Source organism: Citreimonas sp. (assembly GCF_042096055.1).
GTDB lineage: Bacteria > Pseudomonadota > Alphaproteobacteria > Rhodobacterales > Rhodobacteraceae > Citreimonas.
The window spans coordinates 7,783-26,038 of the sequence record NZ_JBELMH010000037.1 but is presented as its reverse complement, the minus strand read 5'-3'; the positions used below and the strand labels follow the sequence as shown (position 1 = coordinate 26,038).

Here is an 18,256-nt window from a genome sequence, read left to right as displayed (position 1 = left end):
CGCCGCCCGGCGCGGTCGAAGGCGAGGTGCTGCGGCGGGTTCGCCTCGGCGGCGCGGGCGGCCTCGGCCAGGTCGGGCCGGGCGAGCGCGGCGCCATACTCCGCCAGCGGCCGCGCCTGTCCGCCGGCCGCCGTGACCGCCTCGCGCAAGGCCACGTCCTCGGCCCAGGCGTCGCGCAGCGGCGGCGGTCCGGGCTGGTTCGTGACCTCGTGGGTGTCGAATCTGTCCTGCGGTCGCATGGCGGGCCCTCCTGCGGACAGCCTAGCGCAGCCGCGCGCCGCACCGCACGCGCGACGTAGCGAAAGAACCGTGGCCCCCGCGCCGCGCCGCCGCCGGAATGCGCACGCGCCCGTCGCGCCGATTGCGCGGATGGCCTAGGCTGAGCCTCAGCCAAAGGACACGCCCATGACCCAGCCCGCCGCCGCACCGATCGTTCGCCCGCTGACGCCGCAGGATGCCGCCGCGTGGCGCGCGCTCTGGACCGACTACCTCGCCTTCTACGAGACGGTGCTGGACGAGACGGTGAAGGACGCGACCTTCGCCCGCCTGCTCGACCCCGCCGAGCCGGCGATGAACGCGCTGGTGGCCGAAATCGACGGCCGGCCAGTGGGGCTGGTGCACTACATCTTCCACCGCCATTGCTGGCGGGTCGAGGACGTGTGCTACCTGCAGGACCTGTTCACCGCGCCCGAGGCGCGCGGCCGCGGCGTCGCCCGCGCGCTGATCGAGGCGGTCTACGACCGGGCCGGGCAGGCCGGATCGCCGCAGGTCTACTGGATGACGCAGGATTTCAACCATACCGCCCGCGCGCTCTACGACAAGGTCGCGCGCCTCACGCCGTTCATCAAGTACCAGCACCCATGACCGGCGCGCGGATCCTGGCGGTGCTCGCCGCCGTCGCGCTGGGTGCCTGCGCGCAGACCCCGGCCGGAGAGTTCGCCAGCCGCGCGGGCCCGCGCGCGGTCGCCCCCGCGCTGCCGGCGATGAAAAGCTTCACCGCCCCGCGCCCCCGCGCCTCGACCGCATCGAACGTCGACATCGCGCGCGATTTCCTCGACCTGTCCTTCGCGCTGGAATCGGGCAACCCGCTGCCGCGCATGACGCGGTTCGAGGGGCCGATCACCGTGCGCCTGACAGGCGCGTCCTCGCCGTCGATCCAGACCGACCTGAGCCGCCTGCTCGCGCGCCTGCGGGCCGAGGCCGGAATCGACATCCGCCAGACGCGCGGATCCGCCGCGCAGATCACGATCCAGGCGGTGCGCCGCGACGACATCCGCGCAGCCCTGCCCGAGGCCGCGTGCTTCGTGGTGCCGAACATCAGCTCTCTGGAAGAGTATTTCCGCGTCCGCGGGGCCGAGCGCACGCGCTGGTCGCGACTCCAGAGACGCGAAAGGCTGGCGATCTTCCTGCCCGCCGATGCCAGCCCGCAGGAGGCGCGCGATTGCCTGCACGAGGAGCTGGCCCAGGCGATCGGGCCGCTCAACGACCTCTACCGGCTGCCCGACAGCGTCTTCAACGACGACAATTTCCACGCCGTGCTGACCGGCTACGACATGCTGATCCTGCGTGTCTACCACGATGCCGGGCTGTCGAACGGCATGACGCGCGCAGAGGCCGCGGCGCGGGTGCCGGCGATCCTGGCGCGGCTGAACCCGCGCGGCGAAGGTGTCGCCCCGCGCGCGCTGCCCGACACGCCGCGGGCCTGGATCGACGCGATCCAGCGCGCGCTCGGGCCCGGAGCGGGCCCCGTCGCCCGCCGCCGCGCCGCGCGCGACGCAGTGCGCATCGCCATTGGTGCCGGCTGGACCGATCACCGCCGGGGATTCGCGCATTTCGCCCTCGGCCGGCTGATCCAGCGGACCGATCCCGCGGGCGCGCAGCGGCAGTTCGTCCTGGCGATGCGGCATTTCGGCGGCGGGCCCGAGACCGCGCTGCACCGCGCCTATGCCGCGGCACAGCTGGCCGGACACGAGCTGGCGCGCGGCGACGGCGAGGCCGCGTTGGCCTTGCTGACGCCGCACCTGGCCATCGCCGCCGAGGTCGAGAACGCCGCCCTGCTGGCGACCCTGCTGCTGCTGCGGGCCGAAGCGCTCGAAATGACGGGCCGCGTGTCCGAGGCGCGGGCGGTGCGGCTGGACAGCCTCGGCTGGGCGCGCTACGGCTTCGGCCCGGACTGGGCGGTCCGCGCCAAGCTTCGCGAGATCGGCGCGCTGCCCCCGCAGGACCGCAACCGCAGGAACGCGTCATGATCATTTTGTTGGGCGTCGTCGTCGGCGCGATCGCCGGCGGTCTCACCGCGCGCCGGCGCAAGGGCAACGGGGCGGACATCGCGCAATACGCGGTGGTCTACGCGATCGCCTTCGGGCTGCTGGGCTTCATCGTCACCATCATCATCGAGCGCATGCTGTAAGCCGCGCCATTGCCGCCGGCGCCGCGCGCGCCTAGGCTGCGCCCATGTTCGTTCCCTTCTTCGAGACCCTCCGCAAGACCGGCGTGCCGGTATCCTTGCGCGAATACCTCGCCTTCCTCGACGGGATGGCGGCGGGGCTGGCGACCTATGACGTCGACGCCTTCTACTACCTCGCGCGCACGGCGATGGTGAAGGACGAGCGTCACATCGACCGCTTCGACCGCGCCTTCGCGCAGACGTTCTCGGGCCTCGAGGCGATCAGTGCGGGCGACGTGCTGGACGCGGTCGACCTGCCCGAGGACTGGCTGCACAAGCTGGCCGAGAAGCACCTCAGCGATGCCGAGAAGGCCGAGATCGAGGCGCTGGGCGGGTTCGACAAGCTGATGGAGACGCTCAAGCAGCGGCTCGAGGAGCAGCAGGCGCGCCACCAGGGGGGCAGCAAGTGGATCGGCACGGCCGGCACCTCGCCCTTCGGCGCCTACGGCTACAACCCCGAAGGCGTGCGGATCGGGCAGGATAAAAGCCGCCACCGCCGCGCCGTGAAGGTCTGGGACAAGCGCGAGTTCCGCGACCTCGATGACAGCGTCGAGCTGGGCACGCGCAACATCAAGGTGGCGCTGAAACGTCTGCGCCGGTGGGCCCGCGACGGCGCGGCCGAGGAACTGGATCTCGACGGCACGATCCGCTCGACCGCGCACAACGGGTACCTCGACGTCAAGACGCGCCCCGAGCGGCGCAACGCCGTGAAGGTGCTGCTGTTCTTCGACATCGGCGGGTCGATGGACGACCACATCCGCGTGGTCGAGGAGCTGTTCAGCGCCGCCCGCGCCGAGTTCAGGAATCTGGAACACTGGTATTTCCACAACTGCCTGTACGAAGGCGTATGGCGCGACAACCGCCGCCGCTGGGACGCGCAGACGCCAACCTGGGAGGTGCTCAACACCTACGGGCCGGACTACAAGTGCATCTTCGTCGGCGACGCCAGCATGAGCCCGTACGAGATCGCCCATCCCGGCGGCGCCAACGAGCACTGGAACGCAGAGGCCGGGCAGACCTGGCTGGAACGCGCCCGCACCCAATGGCCCGACCACCTGTGGATCAACCCGGTCCCCGAGAAGGACTGGAGCTACACCCAGTCGATCGGCATGATCCGCGAGATCTTCGACGACAGGATGGTGCCGATGACGCTGGACGGGCTGGACCGCGGCATCCGGATGCTGGCGCGCTGAGGCACGCGGCGGGTTACATCCGGCTTTCGGCGCGGCGCATCCATTGCTGCAGGACCTGCGTGGCCGAGCGGGCGAGCTGGCCGTGATTCTCGTGGATCAGCGCGCGGTTCACGTGCTGCAGGCGGTCGAGCTCGCGCTGCAGCGCGCCGGCATGTTCGACCGTCCGCCGCTCGAGATCAAAAAGTCGCGAGACGTCGAACTGCGAGCCGACGAAATAGCGCAGCTCGCCGCGCCCCGAGCGCAGCGGTTCGATGAAAAGCAGGTTGTCGAAATCGAAGCCGCCGCGCGTTCGGTTGCGCAGCACCACCTGCGCCGGCCGGCCGGCGGCCAGCGCGTCGCGCAGCGTCTCGCGCGCCTCCTCGTTCACGTGATCGCCCTGCAGGAAGCGGCAGTTGCGCCCGTTCACGTCGCTCTCGGCATAACCCGTCAGCTTCTCGAAGGCGGGGTTCGCGTAGATCAGCGGCAGGTCGGGAAGTTCCGCGTCCGAAATCGCGATCGCGACCGAGCTGCGCTGCAGGAAGCCGATGGCCTGGTCCAGATCCTTCATCCTGCAAACCGCCTTTTCGCTGCGTTTCGGTGCGTGTAGGTAACTACCAACACGAGCAGTCCCGGACAAATCGAAAGATGACGACAGTCGACCAACGCCCCTCCTCGAAACCGCCGGTGATCGGTATCGGCGCTTCGGCCGGTGGCCTCGAAGCGCTGCAGGAGGTGCTGTCGTCCCTGCCCGACGAACACAACTTCGCCATCGCGATCGTCCAGCACCTCGACCCGGACCACGACAGCCTGCTGGCCGAGCTGCTGAGCAAGCGCACGAAGACGCCCGTCGTGACCGTGACCGAGCCGATGCAGATCGAGGGCGGGCACGCGTACCTCATTGCACCCGGGCAGTCGCTGCTGGTCGAGGGCGACAAGCTGGTGCCGGGGCCGTTCGAGATGCCGCGCGGGCGCCGCCGGCCCATCGACGATTTCTTCGACAGCCTGGCGAAGCAGCAGGGCACGAACGCCGTGGGCATCATCCTGTCGGGCACCGGCTCGGACGGGACGGCCGGAATCACCGCCATCAAGGAGCGCGGCGGCTTCGTCTTCGTGCAGGAACCGGGCGACGCCAAGTACGACGGCATGCCGCGCGCGGCGATCGACAGCGGCGTCAGCGACCTCGTGCTGCCCGCGCGCGAGATGGTGTCGGCGCTGCAGGACTGCTTCGAGACGCTGCCCTCGGTCGAGAGCACCGTCATGTCCAACGACGAGTTCCTGGCCCGCGTCACCAAGCACGTGCGCTACCGGACCGGGCACGACTTCTCGGGCTACAAGACCGGCACGCTGCACCGGCGGCTGGCGGTGCGGATGTCGGTGCTGGGCATCTCGGACCCCGGCGCCTACGTCAAGCGTATCGTCGAATCTCCCGACGAGGCGCGGCGCCTGGTGCGCGACATCCTGATCAACGTCACCAGCTTCTTCCGCGATCGCCAGGTCTTCGACGCGATCGGGCGTACGCACCTGCCGAAGCTTCTGCAGGGACGCGGCCACAAGGAAGAATTCCGCATCTGGGTGCCCGGTTGCTCGACCGGGCAGGAGGTCTACACACTGGGGATCCTCGCGCTCGAAGCGCTCGAGCGGATGGAGGTGGCGCCGCAGATCTCGATCTTCGGGTCCGACATCGACGAGGACGCGCTGCGCATCGCGCGGCAGGGCCGCTATCCCAACGCGATCGCCGACGAGGTCCCCGAGGACCTGCTGCTGAAGTACTTCCGTTCGCGGCAAGGCGGCTACGAGGTGTCGAGCAAGCTGCGCGACGTGGTGCGGTTCTCGAACCAGAGCCTGATGCGCGATCCGCCGTTCGCGCGGATCGACATGATCTCGTGCCGCAACCTGCTGATCTACTTCGACGCGCCGCTGCAGCAGCAGGCGCACAAGATCTTCCAGTATGCGCTGCGCGAGAACGGGCTGCTGGTGCTGGGCTCCTCCGAAAGCCTGCCGCGCGGCGAGGACATGTTCACCGAGGTGGACCGCACCAACCGCGTCTTCCGGCGCAAGCCGGGGCCCTCGGTCAAGCTGGACCTGCCGTCGCCCGCCCGCGGCCGCGCCGACATGCCGCGCGGCACGGATCTGCACGTGGCCACGGACCTTCTGTCGCAGCCCTTCGCCGAGACGATGCTGCGCGATTTCGCGCCGCCTTTCCTGCATCTCAGCCCCGCGGGCGAACTGCTCTACGCGTCCGAGAACGCAGTGCGCTACCTGCAGATGAAGCCGGGCATGCCCGAGCTGATGATCACCCGCATCGCCCGCCCCGAGATCGAGCCGCTGCTGCGGCGCGTGATGTCGATGCGCGCCGGCAACGAGGGCGTCACCCGCGCCTTCGAGGGCGAGATCGACGGCGAGCCCATGCGGCTGGAGATCACCCGCCGGGTGCTGCCCAACGACCAGCAGATCATCGTCCTGCGTGACCACCTGGACCGCACCGGTCCGGCCGATCCCGTCGCCTCTGACGGCGAAGGGCCGTCGTCCGCCTACGTGCGCGAGCTCGAGCTCGAGCTGGACGACGCCCGCCAGACGATCCGCACCACGGTCGAAGAGCTGGAGACCTCGAACGAGGAGCTGAAATCCTCGAACGAGGAAATGATGTCGATGAACGAGGAGCTGCAATCCTCGAACGAGGAGCTGTCGACCACGAACGACGAGCTGAACTCGAAGATCCTCGAGATCCGCAAGATCAACGCGGACCTCGCCGGCTTCATCGACAGCGCGCAGATCGCCACGGTCTTCCTCGACACCGACCTGCGCATCCGCCGCTTCACGCCCAAGGCGCGCGGGATCTTCCCCTTCAACGAGGCCGATATCGGTCGGCCCTTCAGCGATTTCGGCGGCATCGTCGATGTCGACCAGCTGCGGCAGATGTGCGCCCAGGTGATCGAGACCGGCGAGGTGATCGAGGAGGGCCTGGATACCGACGACGGCGCAATCAGCTTCCGGGTGCGCATCGTGCCCTACCGCGCCGACGGCACCGACAGCAACGGCGTCGTCTTCACCATGGTCGACGTGACCGAGCTGCGCGATCTCGCCCTGTCCGCGGAACGCAGCGCCGAAGAGGCACAGCGCAGCGCGGTCGAAATCGAGTCGCTGTACCACGTCACCCCGCAGGCCATGGCCCTGCTCGACCGTGACCTTCGCTACCTGCGCATCAACCGCGTCCTGGCCCGGATCAACGGCGCCCCGGCCGAGGCGCATATCGGCAAGCGTCTGGCCGACATCGTCCCCGCGCTGGCCGAGCAGGTGGTCGCCGCAGCGCAGAGCGTGCTCGATACCGGTGAACCGATCGAGGGTATGCGCGTGCAGGGATACACCGCCGGCGACGAGGAAGAGCGCGTCTGGGACACAGACTGGTACCCGGTGCGCTTCGGCGGCAATGCCGTCGAGGCCGTCGGCCTGAACGTGCGGGACGTGACCGACCAGGTGCGCACCGCGCAGGAGCTGCGCCGGGTGATGCACGAGCTGCAGCACCGAGTGAAGAACATGCTGGCCAACGTATTGGCGCTGGTCAACCGAACGCAGCGCGCGGCGACCGCCGATGCGGGGCTGATGGAGGACCTCGCCAAGCGGATCAAGGCGCTGGCGGGCACGCACAACCTGCTGACGCGCTCGAACTGGGTGTCCGCGCCGCTGCGCGCCATCCTGGAACCCGAACTGACGGCGATCTACGGCGAAGAGCGGGTCACCCTGCGCGGCCCCGAGATCAACCTGAATTCGCGCGCGGTGCTGTCCTTCGGCATGGCCGTTCACGAATTGGCAACCAATGCCGCGAAATATGGGGCGTTCTCGAACCAGAACGGGTCTGTCTCGTTAACGTGGATGAGACAGGACGATGGCGAACATGACGAGTACGTCTTCACCTGGCGCGAGCGTGGCGGTCCCAAGGTTCAACCGCCGGATGACGGGGGCTTCGGCTCGTCCCTGATCCGGTCGACGATCGAGGGCTCGCTTGAAGGAAATGTGACATGGACGTGGAACCCGGACGGCCTAGAATGCGTAATGAAGGTTCCAGTCAACGCGGTGATAGAAAACAAGAATGACGACCTCTTCGACCTCTTCCAAGTCTAAGCTGCTATACGTCGAGGACGAGGTGATCATCAGCCTTGAAACCGCCGAAACGCTGCGCGAGACCTTCGGCTTCGACGTGACGCTTGCGCACACGCTGGACGCCGCGAAACGGCTGGTCGCCCAGCAGCACTTCACACACGCCCTGCTGGATGTGAACCTCGGCCGCGGCGAGACCACGACCGAACTTGCGCAGCAGCTCTCGGCAGAGGGCGCGCAGGTGGTGTTCTGCACCGGCTACGCCAGCGGCGAATTCGACGGGATTACCCATTATCCCATCGTCGAGAAGCCCTTCCGCGCCGAGGAACTGGCCCCGCATTTCGGTCGCTGACCGCGGCATCGTCTCGGTTCGACCGCCCTGCCCGCCCGCGTCCGCGCGGGCGGCTTTGCGTGTGCGCCCCCCGGCGCCGGGGCGACAGGGTGGAACGCGGACGCCGCGCGCGCGTTGGCGTTGCGAACCTCGTCCAACAAGATGGAATGACCCTCATGCGCGTCGCGATCACCGCCTTCCTCGCCAGCCTCGCAACCCTGTCCGGCCCGGCACTGGCCGCTTCTTGCGGCAACACCTCGTCCGGGTTCGAGCCCTGGAAGGCCGAGTTCGCGCAGGAAGCCCGGGCCGCCGGGGTTGGCCAGCGCGGCCTGCAGGCGCTGTCGCAGGCGCGGTACTCGCAGAAGACGATCAACGCCGACCGCAACCAGACTGGCGTGAAGTACTCGCTGAACGACTTCATCCGCATCCGCCTCGGCTCGCTCGACTCGTTCGCCGCGCAGGCCGAGCAGCGCATTGCGCGCAACGCCGGCTTCTTCGACTCGCTCGAGCGGCGCTTCGGCGTGCCGGCTTCGATCCTCGTGTCGATCCACGGGATGGAAACCGGCTTCGGCCGCACCATGGGGTCCGAGCCCGTGGTCTCGTCGATCCTGACCGTCGCCTACGATTGCCGCCGCTCGGACTTCTTCACGCCCCACGCGCTGGCCGCGCTGAAGATGGTCGATCGCGGCATGCTGGCCCCCGACCAGCTGGGCGCCTACCACGGCGAGCTTGGTCACACCCAGTTCCTGCCTGGCAACGCGCTGGCCTACGGCGTCGATGCGGACGGCAACGGCACGGTGAACTTCTACAACCCGGCCGACGCGCTGGCATCGACGGCGAATTTCCTGCGCCAGAAGGGCTGGCAGCCGGGCGCCGGGTACATGCCCGGCCAGCCGAACTTCCGCGTGCTGAACGAATGGAACGCGGCGACCGTCTATCAGGAAGCGATCGCGCGGGCCGCGCAGCGCATCGACCAGTAAACCCGCCCAAGACGACCCGGAATGGCGCAGCGCCCGCGAGGCCCTGCGCCATTTTCGTTAGGCGTGTCTGCGCCCACGACGGTATACAATATCCGTCCAAAACGCCGTGATCGGCGGCAAATCTCTCCGATTGACCGGTCACTGTATACAACGCTAGAGTTCCCCTTGGGGAATGGAGGGTGCGATTCTTGGACCGCACGGAGCGTAACGCGCAATTCACGCGGGCCTTGATGGGGCTGCGCTCGCTCGTGCTCAACGGGGCCTTCTCCGGCGGCGAGCGCCTTGCCGAAACCAACGTCGCGGACCGGCTGGGCCTGTCGCGCACGCCCGTGCGCCAGGCGATGGATCGCCTCGTCGACGAAGGTCTTCTGGAGCGCGTCGAGACCGGCGGCTGCCGCGTCGCGCGCTTTTCCATGGACGAGATCGTCGCCGCGATCGAGCTGCGCGGCGTGCTGGAAGGCACCGCGGCGCGCCTTGCGGCGGAACGCGGTGCAGATCCCGAGCAGCTGCAGGCGATGGACGACCTGCTGGGCACGCTCGACGCCGCGGTCGATCCCGACCATTTCGACTTCAAGGCTTATGTCCGGCTGAACGGCGCCTTCCACGACATGCTGGCCGAGATGGCCGGGTCGCAGATCGTCGCCCGCGAGGTCGCGCGCGCCCGCCGCCTGCCCGCCGCCTCGCCGGGCGCGTTCCTGCAGGGGCAGGACCTGATACCCGATTTCCGCGACAGCCTGCGCCGCGCGCAGGTGCAGCACCGTGCCATCCATGACGCGATCCGCGCCCGCGAGGGCGCCCGGGCCGAGGCGCTGGCCCGCGAACACGCGCGCCTGGCGCGCACAAACCTCGAATACGTGATGACACAGGCGCCCGACCTGGCCGAACGCGTGCCGGGCCTGGCGCTGGTCGAGACCTGAATTCAGCTGGAGGAGAAACAAGCGAATGCCTAGCCTGTCCGACGTGATGAGCAAGCACCCCAACCCGGTGCAGATGCTGCGCAACTCGAAGATCGGGATGTACGTCTACCCCGTCGTCGCGCCCGAGTTCACCAACTGGCGCGACGAACAGCGCGCCTGGCGCGACAGCGCGGTCCTGTTCGACCAGTCCCACCACATGGACGAGCTGATCGTCGAGGGTCCCGACGCCGAGGCGTTCCTCGCGCATGTCGGAATCAACGGCTTCCACAACTTCGACACCAACCGCGCCAAGCACTTCGTGCCGGTGACGCCCGCCGGCCACGTGATCGGCGACATGATCATCTTCCGCGAGCGCGAGGACAAGTTCATCCTGGTCGGCCGCGCGCCCACCGCCAACTGGACCAAGTTCCAGGCCGCGATCGGCAAGTGGAAGGTGCGCCTGCTGCACGACCCGCGCTCGCCCTCGCGGCCCGACGGCGAGCGGGTTTTGCGCACGCACTACCGCTACCAGATCCAGGGCCCCGACGCCCCGAAGATCTTCGAGAAGATCAACGGCGGCCCGGTGCCGGACGTGAAGTTCTTCCACGTCGACTGGATCAACGTCGGCAACCGCCGCGTGCAGGCGCTGCGTCACGGCATGGCCGGTGCGCCGGGCCTCGAGATCTGGGGTCCCTACGCGGACAAGCACTACGTCGAATCGACCATCCTGCAGGCCGCGCGCGACCTCGGGGTCGACCTGCGCCAGGTGGGCAGCCGCGCCTATTCGACCAACACGCTCGAGTCGGGCTGGATCCCGTCGCCCCTGCCGGGGATCTACACCGGCGACGGCATGATGCAGGAATACCGCGACTGGCTGGGCGCCGACAGCTACGAGGCGGCCGGCACGATCGGCGGCAGCTACGTCACCGACGACATCTCGAACTACTACGTGAACCCGTTCGAGTTGGGCTACGGCTTCTACATCGGCTGGAAGAAGGACGACTTCATCGGCAAGGACGCGCTGACCAAACTGAAGGACGCGCCCAACCGCAAGAAGGTCACGTTCGAGTGGAACCGCGAGGACGTGCTGAAAGTGATTGCCAGCGGGTTCGAGGACGGTGTTCCCTACAAGTGGATCGATTTTCCGCAGCCGAACTACGCCTCGTCCTCGGCCGACATGGTGATGAACGGCGACAAGATGGTGGGCATGTCCATGTTCAACGGCTACAGCTACAACGAACGCTGCATGCTCAGCCTCGGCGTCGTGGACCAGAGCGTCCAGGAAGGCGACGTGCTGACCATGAAGTGGGGCGAGCCGGACGACACGCAGAAGACCTCGGCCGAGAAGCACCGTCAGGCCGAGATCCGCGTGCGCGTAGCGCCCACGCCCTACGCCCGCGAGGCCCGCGAGAACTACGCAGACAGCTGGCGGACCAAGGCCACGGCCTGACGCCGCCACCGGTGCGGCCGTGCCCGATGGCCGGCCGCGCCGAGGCACTACGGCGGCGGGCGATCACGCCCCCGCCGGATCACCGGGATACTTTGGGAGGAGACCCATGAAACTGCACCATGTCTTCGCAGGCGCCGCCTTGGCCCTGTCAGCGACGGCCGCAAGCGCCGAAGAGCTGAAATTCGCCAACTTCACCCCGCCGTTCCACACGATCAATGCGTCAGTGATCGAACCGCTGGGCGAGAAGGTCTCGGCCGCGACCGACGGCGCTCTGACCGTGCGCGGCTACCACGGCGGCGAGCTGGGCGCAGGCCCGGCCGAGCAGTACGTGCGCGTGGTCCAGGGGGCCGCCGACATGGCCTGGGGCCTGCCGGGATACACCTCGTCGCAGTTCCCCAAGACCATGATCGCCGAACTGCCCAACGCCATCCCGCTGGAGACCCCCGGCTACGAGGCGCTATGGGCCGCCTATGACGACCACCTCGCCTCGGAGTTTCCGGGCACCAAGCCGCTGGCGCTTTGGACGTCCGAGCCCAACATCTTCATCATGAAGGACCACGACATCCGCACGCCCGAGGACCTCGCCGGCCTAAAGGTGCGCGTCGCCGGCGCAACCGCCGCCGACGTGGCCGAGGCGCTGGGCGCCACCCCGGTGCAGATGCCGATCAACCAGGTGTACAACGCGCTGCAGACCGGCCTCATCGACGGCGTGATCACCGGCGCGTCGACCCTGTCGGACTTCAAGCTGGACGAGGTCGCCAACAGCTACACGATCGGCGCGAACCTGGGCCGGCTGGCCTTCTACACCGTGATGACGCAGTCGAAGTACGACGCGCTCCCCGAGGACCAGCGCGCGGCGCTGGACGCGGCATCGGGCACGGAGCTGTCCAAATCGGCCGAGGACGCGTGGAACGCCACGGCCGACGCCGCCCTCCAGGCGGCGCGTGAGGCCGGCGACAACACCGTGATCGACCTGTCCGAGGACGAGGCCCAGGCCTTTGCCGACGCGGTCGAGACGGTGGTCGACAGCTATGTCGCCGAGGTCGGCGGCGAAGACGCCATGGCGGCGATGCGGGGCGAATAAGTGCTCGGCACTTTGCGAAAAGGCGCGGACGGGCTCATCGGCCTGTCCGCAACCCTCGGCGTGATCGGGCTGATGCTCGAGGTCGGGGTGATCCTGGTCGACGTCGTCGGCCGGGCCTTCGGCCATCCGCTCTTCGGCAGCCAGGACGTGGTGACCATGACGCTGGTGATCGTCGTCTTCGGCGGCATGGCGCTGTGCGACCGCGGCGGCGGGCACATCGCCGTCGACGTGCTGGAGCGCCACTACCCGCCGCTGATGAACCGCGCGATCGACATCGGTGCGGCGCTGCTGGGCGCGGTGATCTTCGCGATGATCGCCTGGGCGGTCTGGCAGAGCGCGCAACTCAGCCAGATGCTGAACCTGTCCACGAACCTGCTGGGCTGGCCCAAGGCGTGGTTCCAGTGGGCGCTTTCCATTCTGTCGGTCGTGACGGCACTGGGCATGGCCCTGCGCGCGATCGAGCTGACCCTGTCGAGCCGCGACGTGCGCCACGAGGCCGGCTCGCGGATCGAGGACGCCCTGAAGGAGGACACCGCGTGAGCATCGGCGCGATCGGCGTGACCGGCATCGTCATCCTGCTGGTGCTTCTCATCGTGCGGGTGCCGGTGGCCTTCGCGATGTTCCTGGTGGGCTTCGTCGGCATCTGGATCCTGAACGGCTGGAACGCGGCCACCTCGCTGCTGGCGTCCGAGACGTTCACGCTCGCCTCGAACCCCGAACTGGTGATCATCCCGCTGTTCATCCTGATGGGCAACGTCGCCAGCGTCACCGGCATGAGCCGGCAGCTCTACGACGCGGCCTATGCCATCATCGGGCAGGTGCGCGGCGGACTCGCCTCGGCCACGGTGATCGGCTGCGGCGGCTTCGCGGCGCTGTCGGGCTCGTCGGTGGCGTCTGCGCTGACGATGGGCAAGGTCTCGCTGGCCGAGATGGACCGCTTCGCCTACGACCCGCGCCTGTCCACCGGCGTGGTCGCCGCGGGCGGCACGCTGGGCATCCTGATCCCGCCCTCGACCGGTTTCGTGATCTACGCGATCCTGACCGAGCAAAGCATCGGCCGCCTGTTCCTGGCGGGCGTGCTGCCCGGCATCCTACTGCTGTCGTGCTTCGTGCTGACCATCACCCTGCTGTGCTGGCTGCGCCCGGCCTTCGGCCCCAAGGGCCCCAAGACGGATTCATCCGAAAAGCTGCGCGCGCTGACCGGCGCACTGCCGATCCTGGTGGTCATCGTGCTGACCATCGGCGGCATCTACGGCGGCTTCTTCTCGCCGACCGAGGCGGCGGGCGTCGGCGCGGGCGCGGTCGTGCTCTACGGTTTCGCGACCGGGCGGCTGGGCGCAAAGGCGCTGTGGATCGCGTCGCGCGACAGCATCGTGACCACCGCCACGGTCATGCTGATCCTGATCGCGGCGCACCTGATCAACCCGTTCCTGGCGTTGTCGCACATCCCCACCGTCGTGGGCGAGGCGCTGGCCGCGCTGAACCTCAACACGCTGGGCACGCTTGTGGTGATCCTGCTGGTCTACCTGGTTCTGGGCTGCTTCCTGGAAGGGTTCGCCATGCTGGTGCTGACCCTGCCGATCTTCTTCCCGGTGATCGTGCAGCTGGGCATCGACCCGATCTGGTTCGGCGTGCTGGTGGTCCTGACGCTCGAGATGGGGCTGATTTCGCCGCCGGTGGGGATCAACGTCTTCATCGTCAAATCCGTCGCCCCGAATGTCGAGCTGGGGACGATTTTCCGTGGCGTGCTGCCCTTCTGGTGCGCCATGCTGGTGACGCTGGCGATCCTGATCGCCTTCCCGCAGATCTCGCTGATCCTGCCCGACACTATGATGAACTGAGGCGCCGCATGACCGACCCCGTCCAGGACACAGCCCATCTTGGCCATGTCGAGGTCTACACCGACCGCTTCGACGAAAGCCTCGACTTCTTCACTCGCGTCTACGGGCTGAAGGTCTCGGGGCGCGACGGCGACAGCGCTTACCTGCGGGCCTGGGACGATTACGAATACCACTCGCTGAAGCTGACCCGCCACCACACCACCGGCGTGGGGCATATCGGCTATCGCGTCGTGTCGCCCGAGGCGCTGGACCGTCGCGTGACGGCGATCGAGGCGTCGGGCTACAAGACGCATGGCTGGGTCGACGGCGATGCGGGCCACGGCCGCGCCTTTCGCTTCGAGGACCCGTTCGGCCACGTGTTCGAGCTTTACTGGGACACGGTCAAGTATGCGCCGCCCGAGGACGACCGCCCTGCCCTCAAGAACATGGCCAGCCGCTTCCACGCGCAGGGCGTCAGCCCGCGCAGGCTCGATCACCTGAACCTGCTGGCCTCGGACGTGACCGAATTCCGCGACTTCATGATCACCTGCCTCGGCAGCCGCGTGACCGAGCAGATCAGGCTGGACAACGGCCGGCTGGGCGGTTGCTGGTTCACCGTCAACAACAAGACCTACGATCTGGCCTGCACCGAGGAACACGGCCGTGGCGACGGTCGGCTGCACCACGTCACCTACGCCACCGACCAGCGCGAGGATATCCTGCGCGCCGCCGATATCTTCCTGGAAAACGGCGTGCACATCGAAACCGGGCCGCACAAGCACGCGATCCAGGGCACCTTTTTCCTGTATGTGTGGGAGCCCGCCGGTAACCGCGTCGAGCTGGCCAATGCCGGCGCGCGGCTGATCCTCGACCCCGACTGGGAAACCGTCACCTGGACCGAGGCCGAGCGCAAGCGCGGCCAGGCCTGGGGCCTCAAGACCATCGAGACGTTCCACACACACGGCACCCCGCCCGCAGACTAGGAGACACTTCCATGGCCATCCTGCGCTTTCCGTTCTGCAAGAAACCCGCGCGTCCCAGGGACGGCATCGCCGACCTGCTGCAGGGATATTCGATCGAGGTGATGCCGCGCACCGCCGCCAAGGTCGAGGATTTCCGCGCCCTGCTGCCCGAGGGCACGCGCGTCTACATCGCCCATATCGAGGGCACCGAGATTGCCGACATGGTGGGCACAGCCAAGCGGCTGGCCGATGATGGTTTTCCGGTCATGCCGCACATCCCCGCCCGGCTGGTGGCGGATCGTGCCACGCTGGACGACTGGCTGAACCGCTACGCATCCGAGGCCGGCGTCGACCAGGCGCTGGTGCTGGCGGGCGGCTCGCGCGAGCCGGTCGGCGACTTCGAAAGCTCGATGCAGCTGCTGGAAACCGGGCTGTTCGACAAGCACGGGATGAAGCGCCTGCACGTCGCCGGCCACCCCGAAGGCAACCGCGACATCGACCTCGATGGCTCGACCCGGCTGGTGGACGACGCCGCGACCTGGAAGCAGGCCTTCGCCGAGCGTACCGACGCCGACATGGCCATGGTCACCCAGTTCGTGTTCGAGGCCCAGCCGGTCTTCGACTGGATCGCGCGCCTGCGGGCCGCCGGCGTCACCCTGCCCGTGCATGTCGGCGTCGCCGGCCCCGCCAAGCTGCAGACGCTGCTGAAATTCGCCGTGGCCTGCGGCGTCGGCCCCTCGCTGTCGGTGCTGCAGAAGCGCGCCAAGGACGTCACCCGCCTCGTCGCCCCGTTCGAGCCGACGGACGTGCTGGGCGATCTAGCGCGCAACCGGACCAGCGACATCGCCGGCATCCACGTCTTTCCGCTGGGCGGCATCAAGGCTGCCGCGGACTACGCGGCACGCATCGCGGACGAGGCGTCGGGCACGACGCGTCAGCCGAACGCCCGGCCGTGACGGGTCGGCGATCGGTCGCGCGCGAAAATCTTTATTTCGCCGAGAGGCTTGTGCCGACAAGGATTTAGGCGCATGTAGGGCGTGCTATCGTTATCTTTTTCGCTCTGCTGCTTCCGTTCAACCGGCTCAGTTGCTCGATCCAGACTGACTTTGCCGGGCTGCCGCATATCGCGGGCAGCGACAGAAACAGGAGAACACGGATATGGCCACTGGCACCGTGAAATGGTTCAACCCCACCAAAGGCTTCGGCTTCATCGAGCCCGAGTCGGGCGGCCGCGACGTCTTCGTGCACATTTCCGCAGTCGAGCGCGCCGGCATGACCGGCCTGGCCGACGGGCAGAAGGTGACCTACGACATCGAGCAGGGCCGCGACAACCGCGAGAGCGCCGCCAACCTGGCGCTGGCCTGACCGAACTTCGCGGGATGGCGGCAACGCCGTCCCGCACCCCCCGCGGACCGGGCCGCGCGCCCTGCGCCGCACCCCACCACGAGGCGATATCATGATGCCAGAAGGCCCGCCGACGCCACAGCGCCCGACGCGCCAGGAATCGAAAGCCGACGCAACCGACCGTGCCGCACGCGAGATCATTCGCGACGAAGGCGCGGCCCGCGATGCCAAGACCGCCGCCCTGCGCGCCGCGCGTCTTGAGCGCGAAGGCACCGAGACCGCACCGGACGAAAAGCCCGCCAAGGGCGACGCGGCCAAGAAATCCAAGGCCCGCAAGCCTGCGAAGCGCGGCAAGACCGAAACGCCCAAGTAGCCGGTTTACCGGAGGCGCCTTGCGCCGGGAACGCCCCCTCGATCCGGGCGACGCCGCGCATATTGCCCACTCAGTTCAGTTCGAGCACGCGCAGATCGGGAATCTCGGCCTGCGCCAGCGCCACCAGGTGGCGGTGATGCGTGAACATGATCGCCTGCCCCCGCCGCCCCATCTCGGCCATCAGCGCCAGCGTCGCACGCGCGCGGGTATCGTCGAACGTTTCCAGCACATCGTCGGTCACGAAGGGCAGCGGCCCGTTGCGCGCGACAAAATCCGCGTGCCCCGCCACGCGCAGGGCCAGGTACAGCTGCGCGCGCGTCCCCGTGGACATGGCGTCCGCGCCCACCGCCGCACCATCACGCAGCCCGACCAACCGTTCGTGCGCGCCCACGGGCCGCGTCTCGAGCCGCTGCCACTCACCCCCGGTCATGCGCACGAAGGCCGCCTGCGTTGCGTCCAGCATCGAGCCGCGCCGCTCTTCGCGCAACCGGCGCATGGCACCGGCGGCGGCCATCAGGCCGATCCGCGTCTCGGCGGCGCGATAGGCTTCGGCGCGGAGGTTCTCCAGCAGCGCGGCGCGATCCTGCGCGTGATCGACGCCGCCCGCCGCGCCCTGCGCGGTTTCCAGCGCCTTGCGCGCCTCGCCGCGCCTTACCAGTGCGTCGTCGCGCGCCGTCTCGGCTTCGGCCAGCGCATCGCGCAAGGCCGCGGTGCGCATCGGGTCGTCGTCGCGCTCTTCGCGCGCCAGCGCGTCCGGCGCCCAGCCTTCGGCCAGCGCCGCGTGGCGCGTGGCCAGGTCGTGGCGTTTCGCCCTCAGTGCGTCGCGCTCTTGCAGGTGCCGGATCGCGGCGACCGGATCATCGCCCGGGCCGACCGCCTGCTCCTTGAACAGGTTCGCGAGCGCAGTCTCGGCCTCGGCCCCGAGGCGGGACTGGTCCGCGATCTCGGTCTGCAGGGCCTCGTCGTCCTGCCGCGCGCGCGCGATGGCTCGTTCGGTCTCGCGCGCCGCCTCGGCGCGCCGGCGCGCGGCGGCCAGCACCGCATCGACCGAGCTGTTCTCGTCGAGGCTCAGGGCCGCCCGTAGCGGCGCGGCGCGCATATCGAAAGTGTCCAACGCCGCCTGCAGCGCCCCCAGCCTGCGGTCGAGCGCGATCGCGGCTGCGTGCCGGTCGGCCAGGTCCGCCATTTCGTCCACCTTGCCAAGCACGTCCTCGGCAGTCAGGTCCGCACACCAGAGGCCGTCCAACCGCGCGTCGAACGCCGCCTGCGCCCGGTCGAGCGCCGCGGCGCGCGCGTCGCGCTG

General features: G+C 68.6%; 18 protein-coding genes and 1 pseudogene. 16 read left to right on the top strand and 3 right to left on the bottom strand.

Annotated elements, in window-relative coordinates:
* Positions 1 to 239, bottom strand: a pseudogene (locus tag ACFDTC_RS10070) (DNA alkylation response protein); the annotation flags it as partial.
* A gap of 166 nt (positions 240 to 405) precedes the next feature.
* Between ACFDTC_RS10070 and ACFDTC_RS10065 the strand changes: the two are divergent.
* From ACFDTC_RS10065 to ACFDTC_RS10050, 4 genes are read left to right on the top strand one after another with little or no spacing between them, the layout of a single operon-like run.
* Positions 406 to 864, top strand: coding sequence for a GNAT family N-acetyltransferase (locus ACFDTC_RS10065; RefSeq protein WP_375258747.1), 459 nt, complete (start codon positions 406 to 408; stop codon positions 862 to 864).
* Positions 861 to 2,249, top strand: coding sequence for a DUF2927 domain-containing protein (locus ACFDTC_RS10060; RefSeq protein ID WP_375258746.1), 1,389 nt, complete (start codon positions 861 to 863; stop codon positions 2,247 to 2,249). Before ACFDTC_RS10065 ends, ACFDTC_RS10060 begins: the two co-directional genes overlap by 4 nt.
* Positions 2,246 to 2,410: an apolipoprotein acyltransferase gene (locus ACFDTC_RS10055; RefSeq protein WP_375258745.1), complete on the top strand. Its 165-nt coding sequence runs from the start codon at positions 2,246 to 2,248 to the stop codon at positions 2,408 to 2,410. Before ACFDTC_RS10060 ends, ACFDTC_RS10055 begins: the two co-directional genes overlap by 4 nt.
* 44 nt (positions 2,411 to 2,454) lie before the next feature.
* A complete protein-coding gene (locus tag ACFDTC_RS10050; protein WP_375258744.1) occupies positions 2,455 to 3,639 on the top strand; it encodes a VWA domain-containing protein in 1,185 nt (394 codons plus the stop codon).
* 13 nt (positions 3,640 to 3,652) lie between these two features.
* On the opposite strand, the gene ACFDTC_RS10045 is transcribed toward ACFDTC_RS10050, so the two are convergent.
* Complete coding sequence (locus ACFDTC_RS10045; RefSeq protein ID WP_375258743.1) at positions 3,653 to 4,186, bottom strand: PAS domain-containing protein; 534 nt, start codon at positions 4,184 to 4,186, stop codon at positions 3,653 to 3,655.
* Between the two features lie 77 nt (positions 4,187 to 4,263).
* On the opposite strand from ACFDTC_RS10045, the gene ACFDTC_RS10040 reads away from it, so the two are divergent.
* The 12 genes from ACFDTC_RS10040 to ACFDTC_RS09985 all read left to right on the top strand — a co-directional run bounded on the left by ACFDTC_RS10040 (position 4,264) and on the right by ACFDTC_RS09985 (position 16,953).
* Positions 4,264 to 7,737: a chemotaxis protein CheB gene (locus tag ACFDTC_RS10040; protein WP_375258742.1), complete on the top strand. Its 3,474-nt coding sequence runs from the start codon at positions 4,264 to 4,266 to the stop codon at positions 7,735 to 7,737.
* On the top strand, positions 7,706 to 8,065 hold the full coding sequence (locus ACFDTC_RS10035) for a response regulator (RefSeq protein ID WP_375258741.1): 360 nt from the start codon (positions 7,706 to 7,708) through the stop codon (positions 8,063 to 8,065). Before ACFDTC_RS10040 ends, ACFDTC_RS10035 begins: the two co-directional genes overlap by 32 nt.
* Before the next feature lie 155 nt (positions 8,066 to 8,220).
* Entirely contained in the window at positions 8,221 to 9,024 is an 804-nt protein-coding gene (locus tag ACFDTC_RS10030; protein WP_375258752.1) for a lytic transglycosylase domain-containing protein, read from the top strand.
* A gap of 188 nt (positions 9,025 to 9,212) precedes the next feature.
* Positions 9,213 to 9,941, top strand: coding sequence for a GntR family transcriptional regulator (locus ACFDTC_RS10025; RefSeq protein ID WP_375258740.1), 729 nt, complete (start codon positions 9,213 to 9,215; stop codon positions 9,939 to 9,941).
* A gap of 46 nt (positions 9,942 to 9,987) precedes the next feature.
* Positions 9,988 to 11,370: an aminomethyl transferase family protein gene (locus tag ACFDTC_RS10020; protein ID WP_375258739.1), complete on the top strand. Its 1,383-nt coding sequence runs from the start codon at positions 9,988 to 9,990 to the stop codon at positions 11,368 to 11,370.
* 106 nt (positions 11,371 to 11,476) lie between these two features.
* Positions 11,477 to 12,454 (top strand): TRAP transporter substrate-binding protein, encoded by a 978-nt coding sequence (locus ACFDTC_RS10015; protein ID WP_375258738.1) that lies wholly within the window; start codon positions 11,477 to 11,479, stop codon positions 12,452 to 12,454.
* 12 nt (positions 12,455 to 12,466) lie between these two features.
* Entirely contained in the window at positions 12,467 to 12,994 is a 528-nt protein-coding gene (locus tag ACFDTC_RS10010; protein ID WP_375258737.1) for a TRAP transporter small permease, read from the top strand.
* Entirely contained in the window at positions 12,991 to 14,295 is a 1,305-nt protein-coding gene (locus tag ACFDTC_RS10005; protein ID WP_375258736.1) for a TRAP transporter large permease, read from the top strand. Before ACFDTC_RS10010 ends, ACFDTC_RS10005 begins: the two co-directional genes overlap by 4 nt.
* Before the next feature lie 8 nt (positions 14,296 to 14,303).
* On the top strand, positions 14,304 to 15,257 hold the full coding sequence (locus ACFDTC_RS10000; protein ID WP_375258735.1) for a VOC family protein: 954 nt from the start codon (positions 14,304 to 14,306) through the stop codon (positions 15,255 to 15,257).
* 11 nt (positions 15,258 to 15,268) lie between these two features.
* Positions 15,269 to 16,192 (top strand): methylenetetrahydrofolate reductase, encoded by a 924-nt coding sequence (locus ACFDTC_RS09995; protein WP_375258734.1) that lies wholly within the window; start codon positions 15,269 to 15,271, stop codon positions 16,190 to 16,192.
* Between the two features lie 202 nt (positions 16,193 to 16,394).
* Positions 16,395 to 16,601 carry a cold-shock protein gene (locus ACFDTC_RS09990; protein WP_375258733.1) on the top strand — a complete coding sequence of 69 codons (207 nt, stop codon included), beginning with the start codon at positions 16,395 to 16,397 and terminating at the stop codon, positions 16,599 to 16,601.
* Positions 16,602 to 16,692: 91 nt separating this feature from the next.
* A complete protein-coding gene (locus ACFDTC_RS09985) occupies positions 16,693 to 16,953 on the top strand; it encodes a hypothetical protein (RefSeq protein ID WP_375258732.1) in 261 nt (86 codons plus the stop codon).
* A gap of 70 nt (positions 16,954 to 17,023) precedes the next feature.
* On the opposite strand, the gene ACFDTC_RS09980 is transcribed toward ACFDTC_RS09985, so the two are convergent.
* The coding region (locus tag ACFDTC_RS09980; protein WP_375258731.1) for an ATP-binding protein at positions 17,024 to 18,256 on the bottom strand (1,233 nt) is incomplete at its 5' end.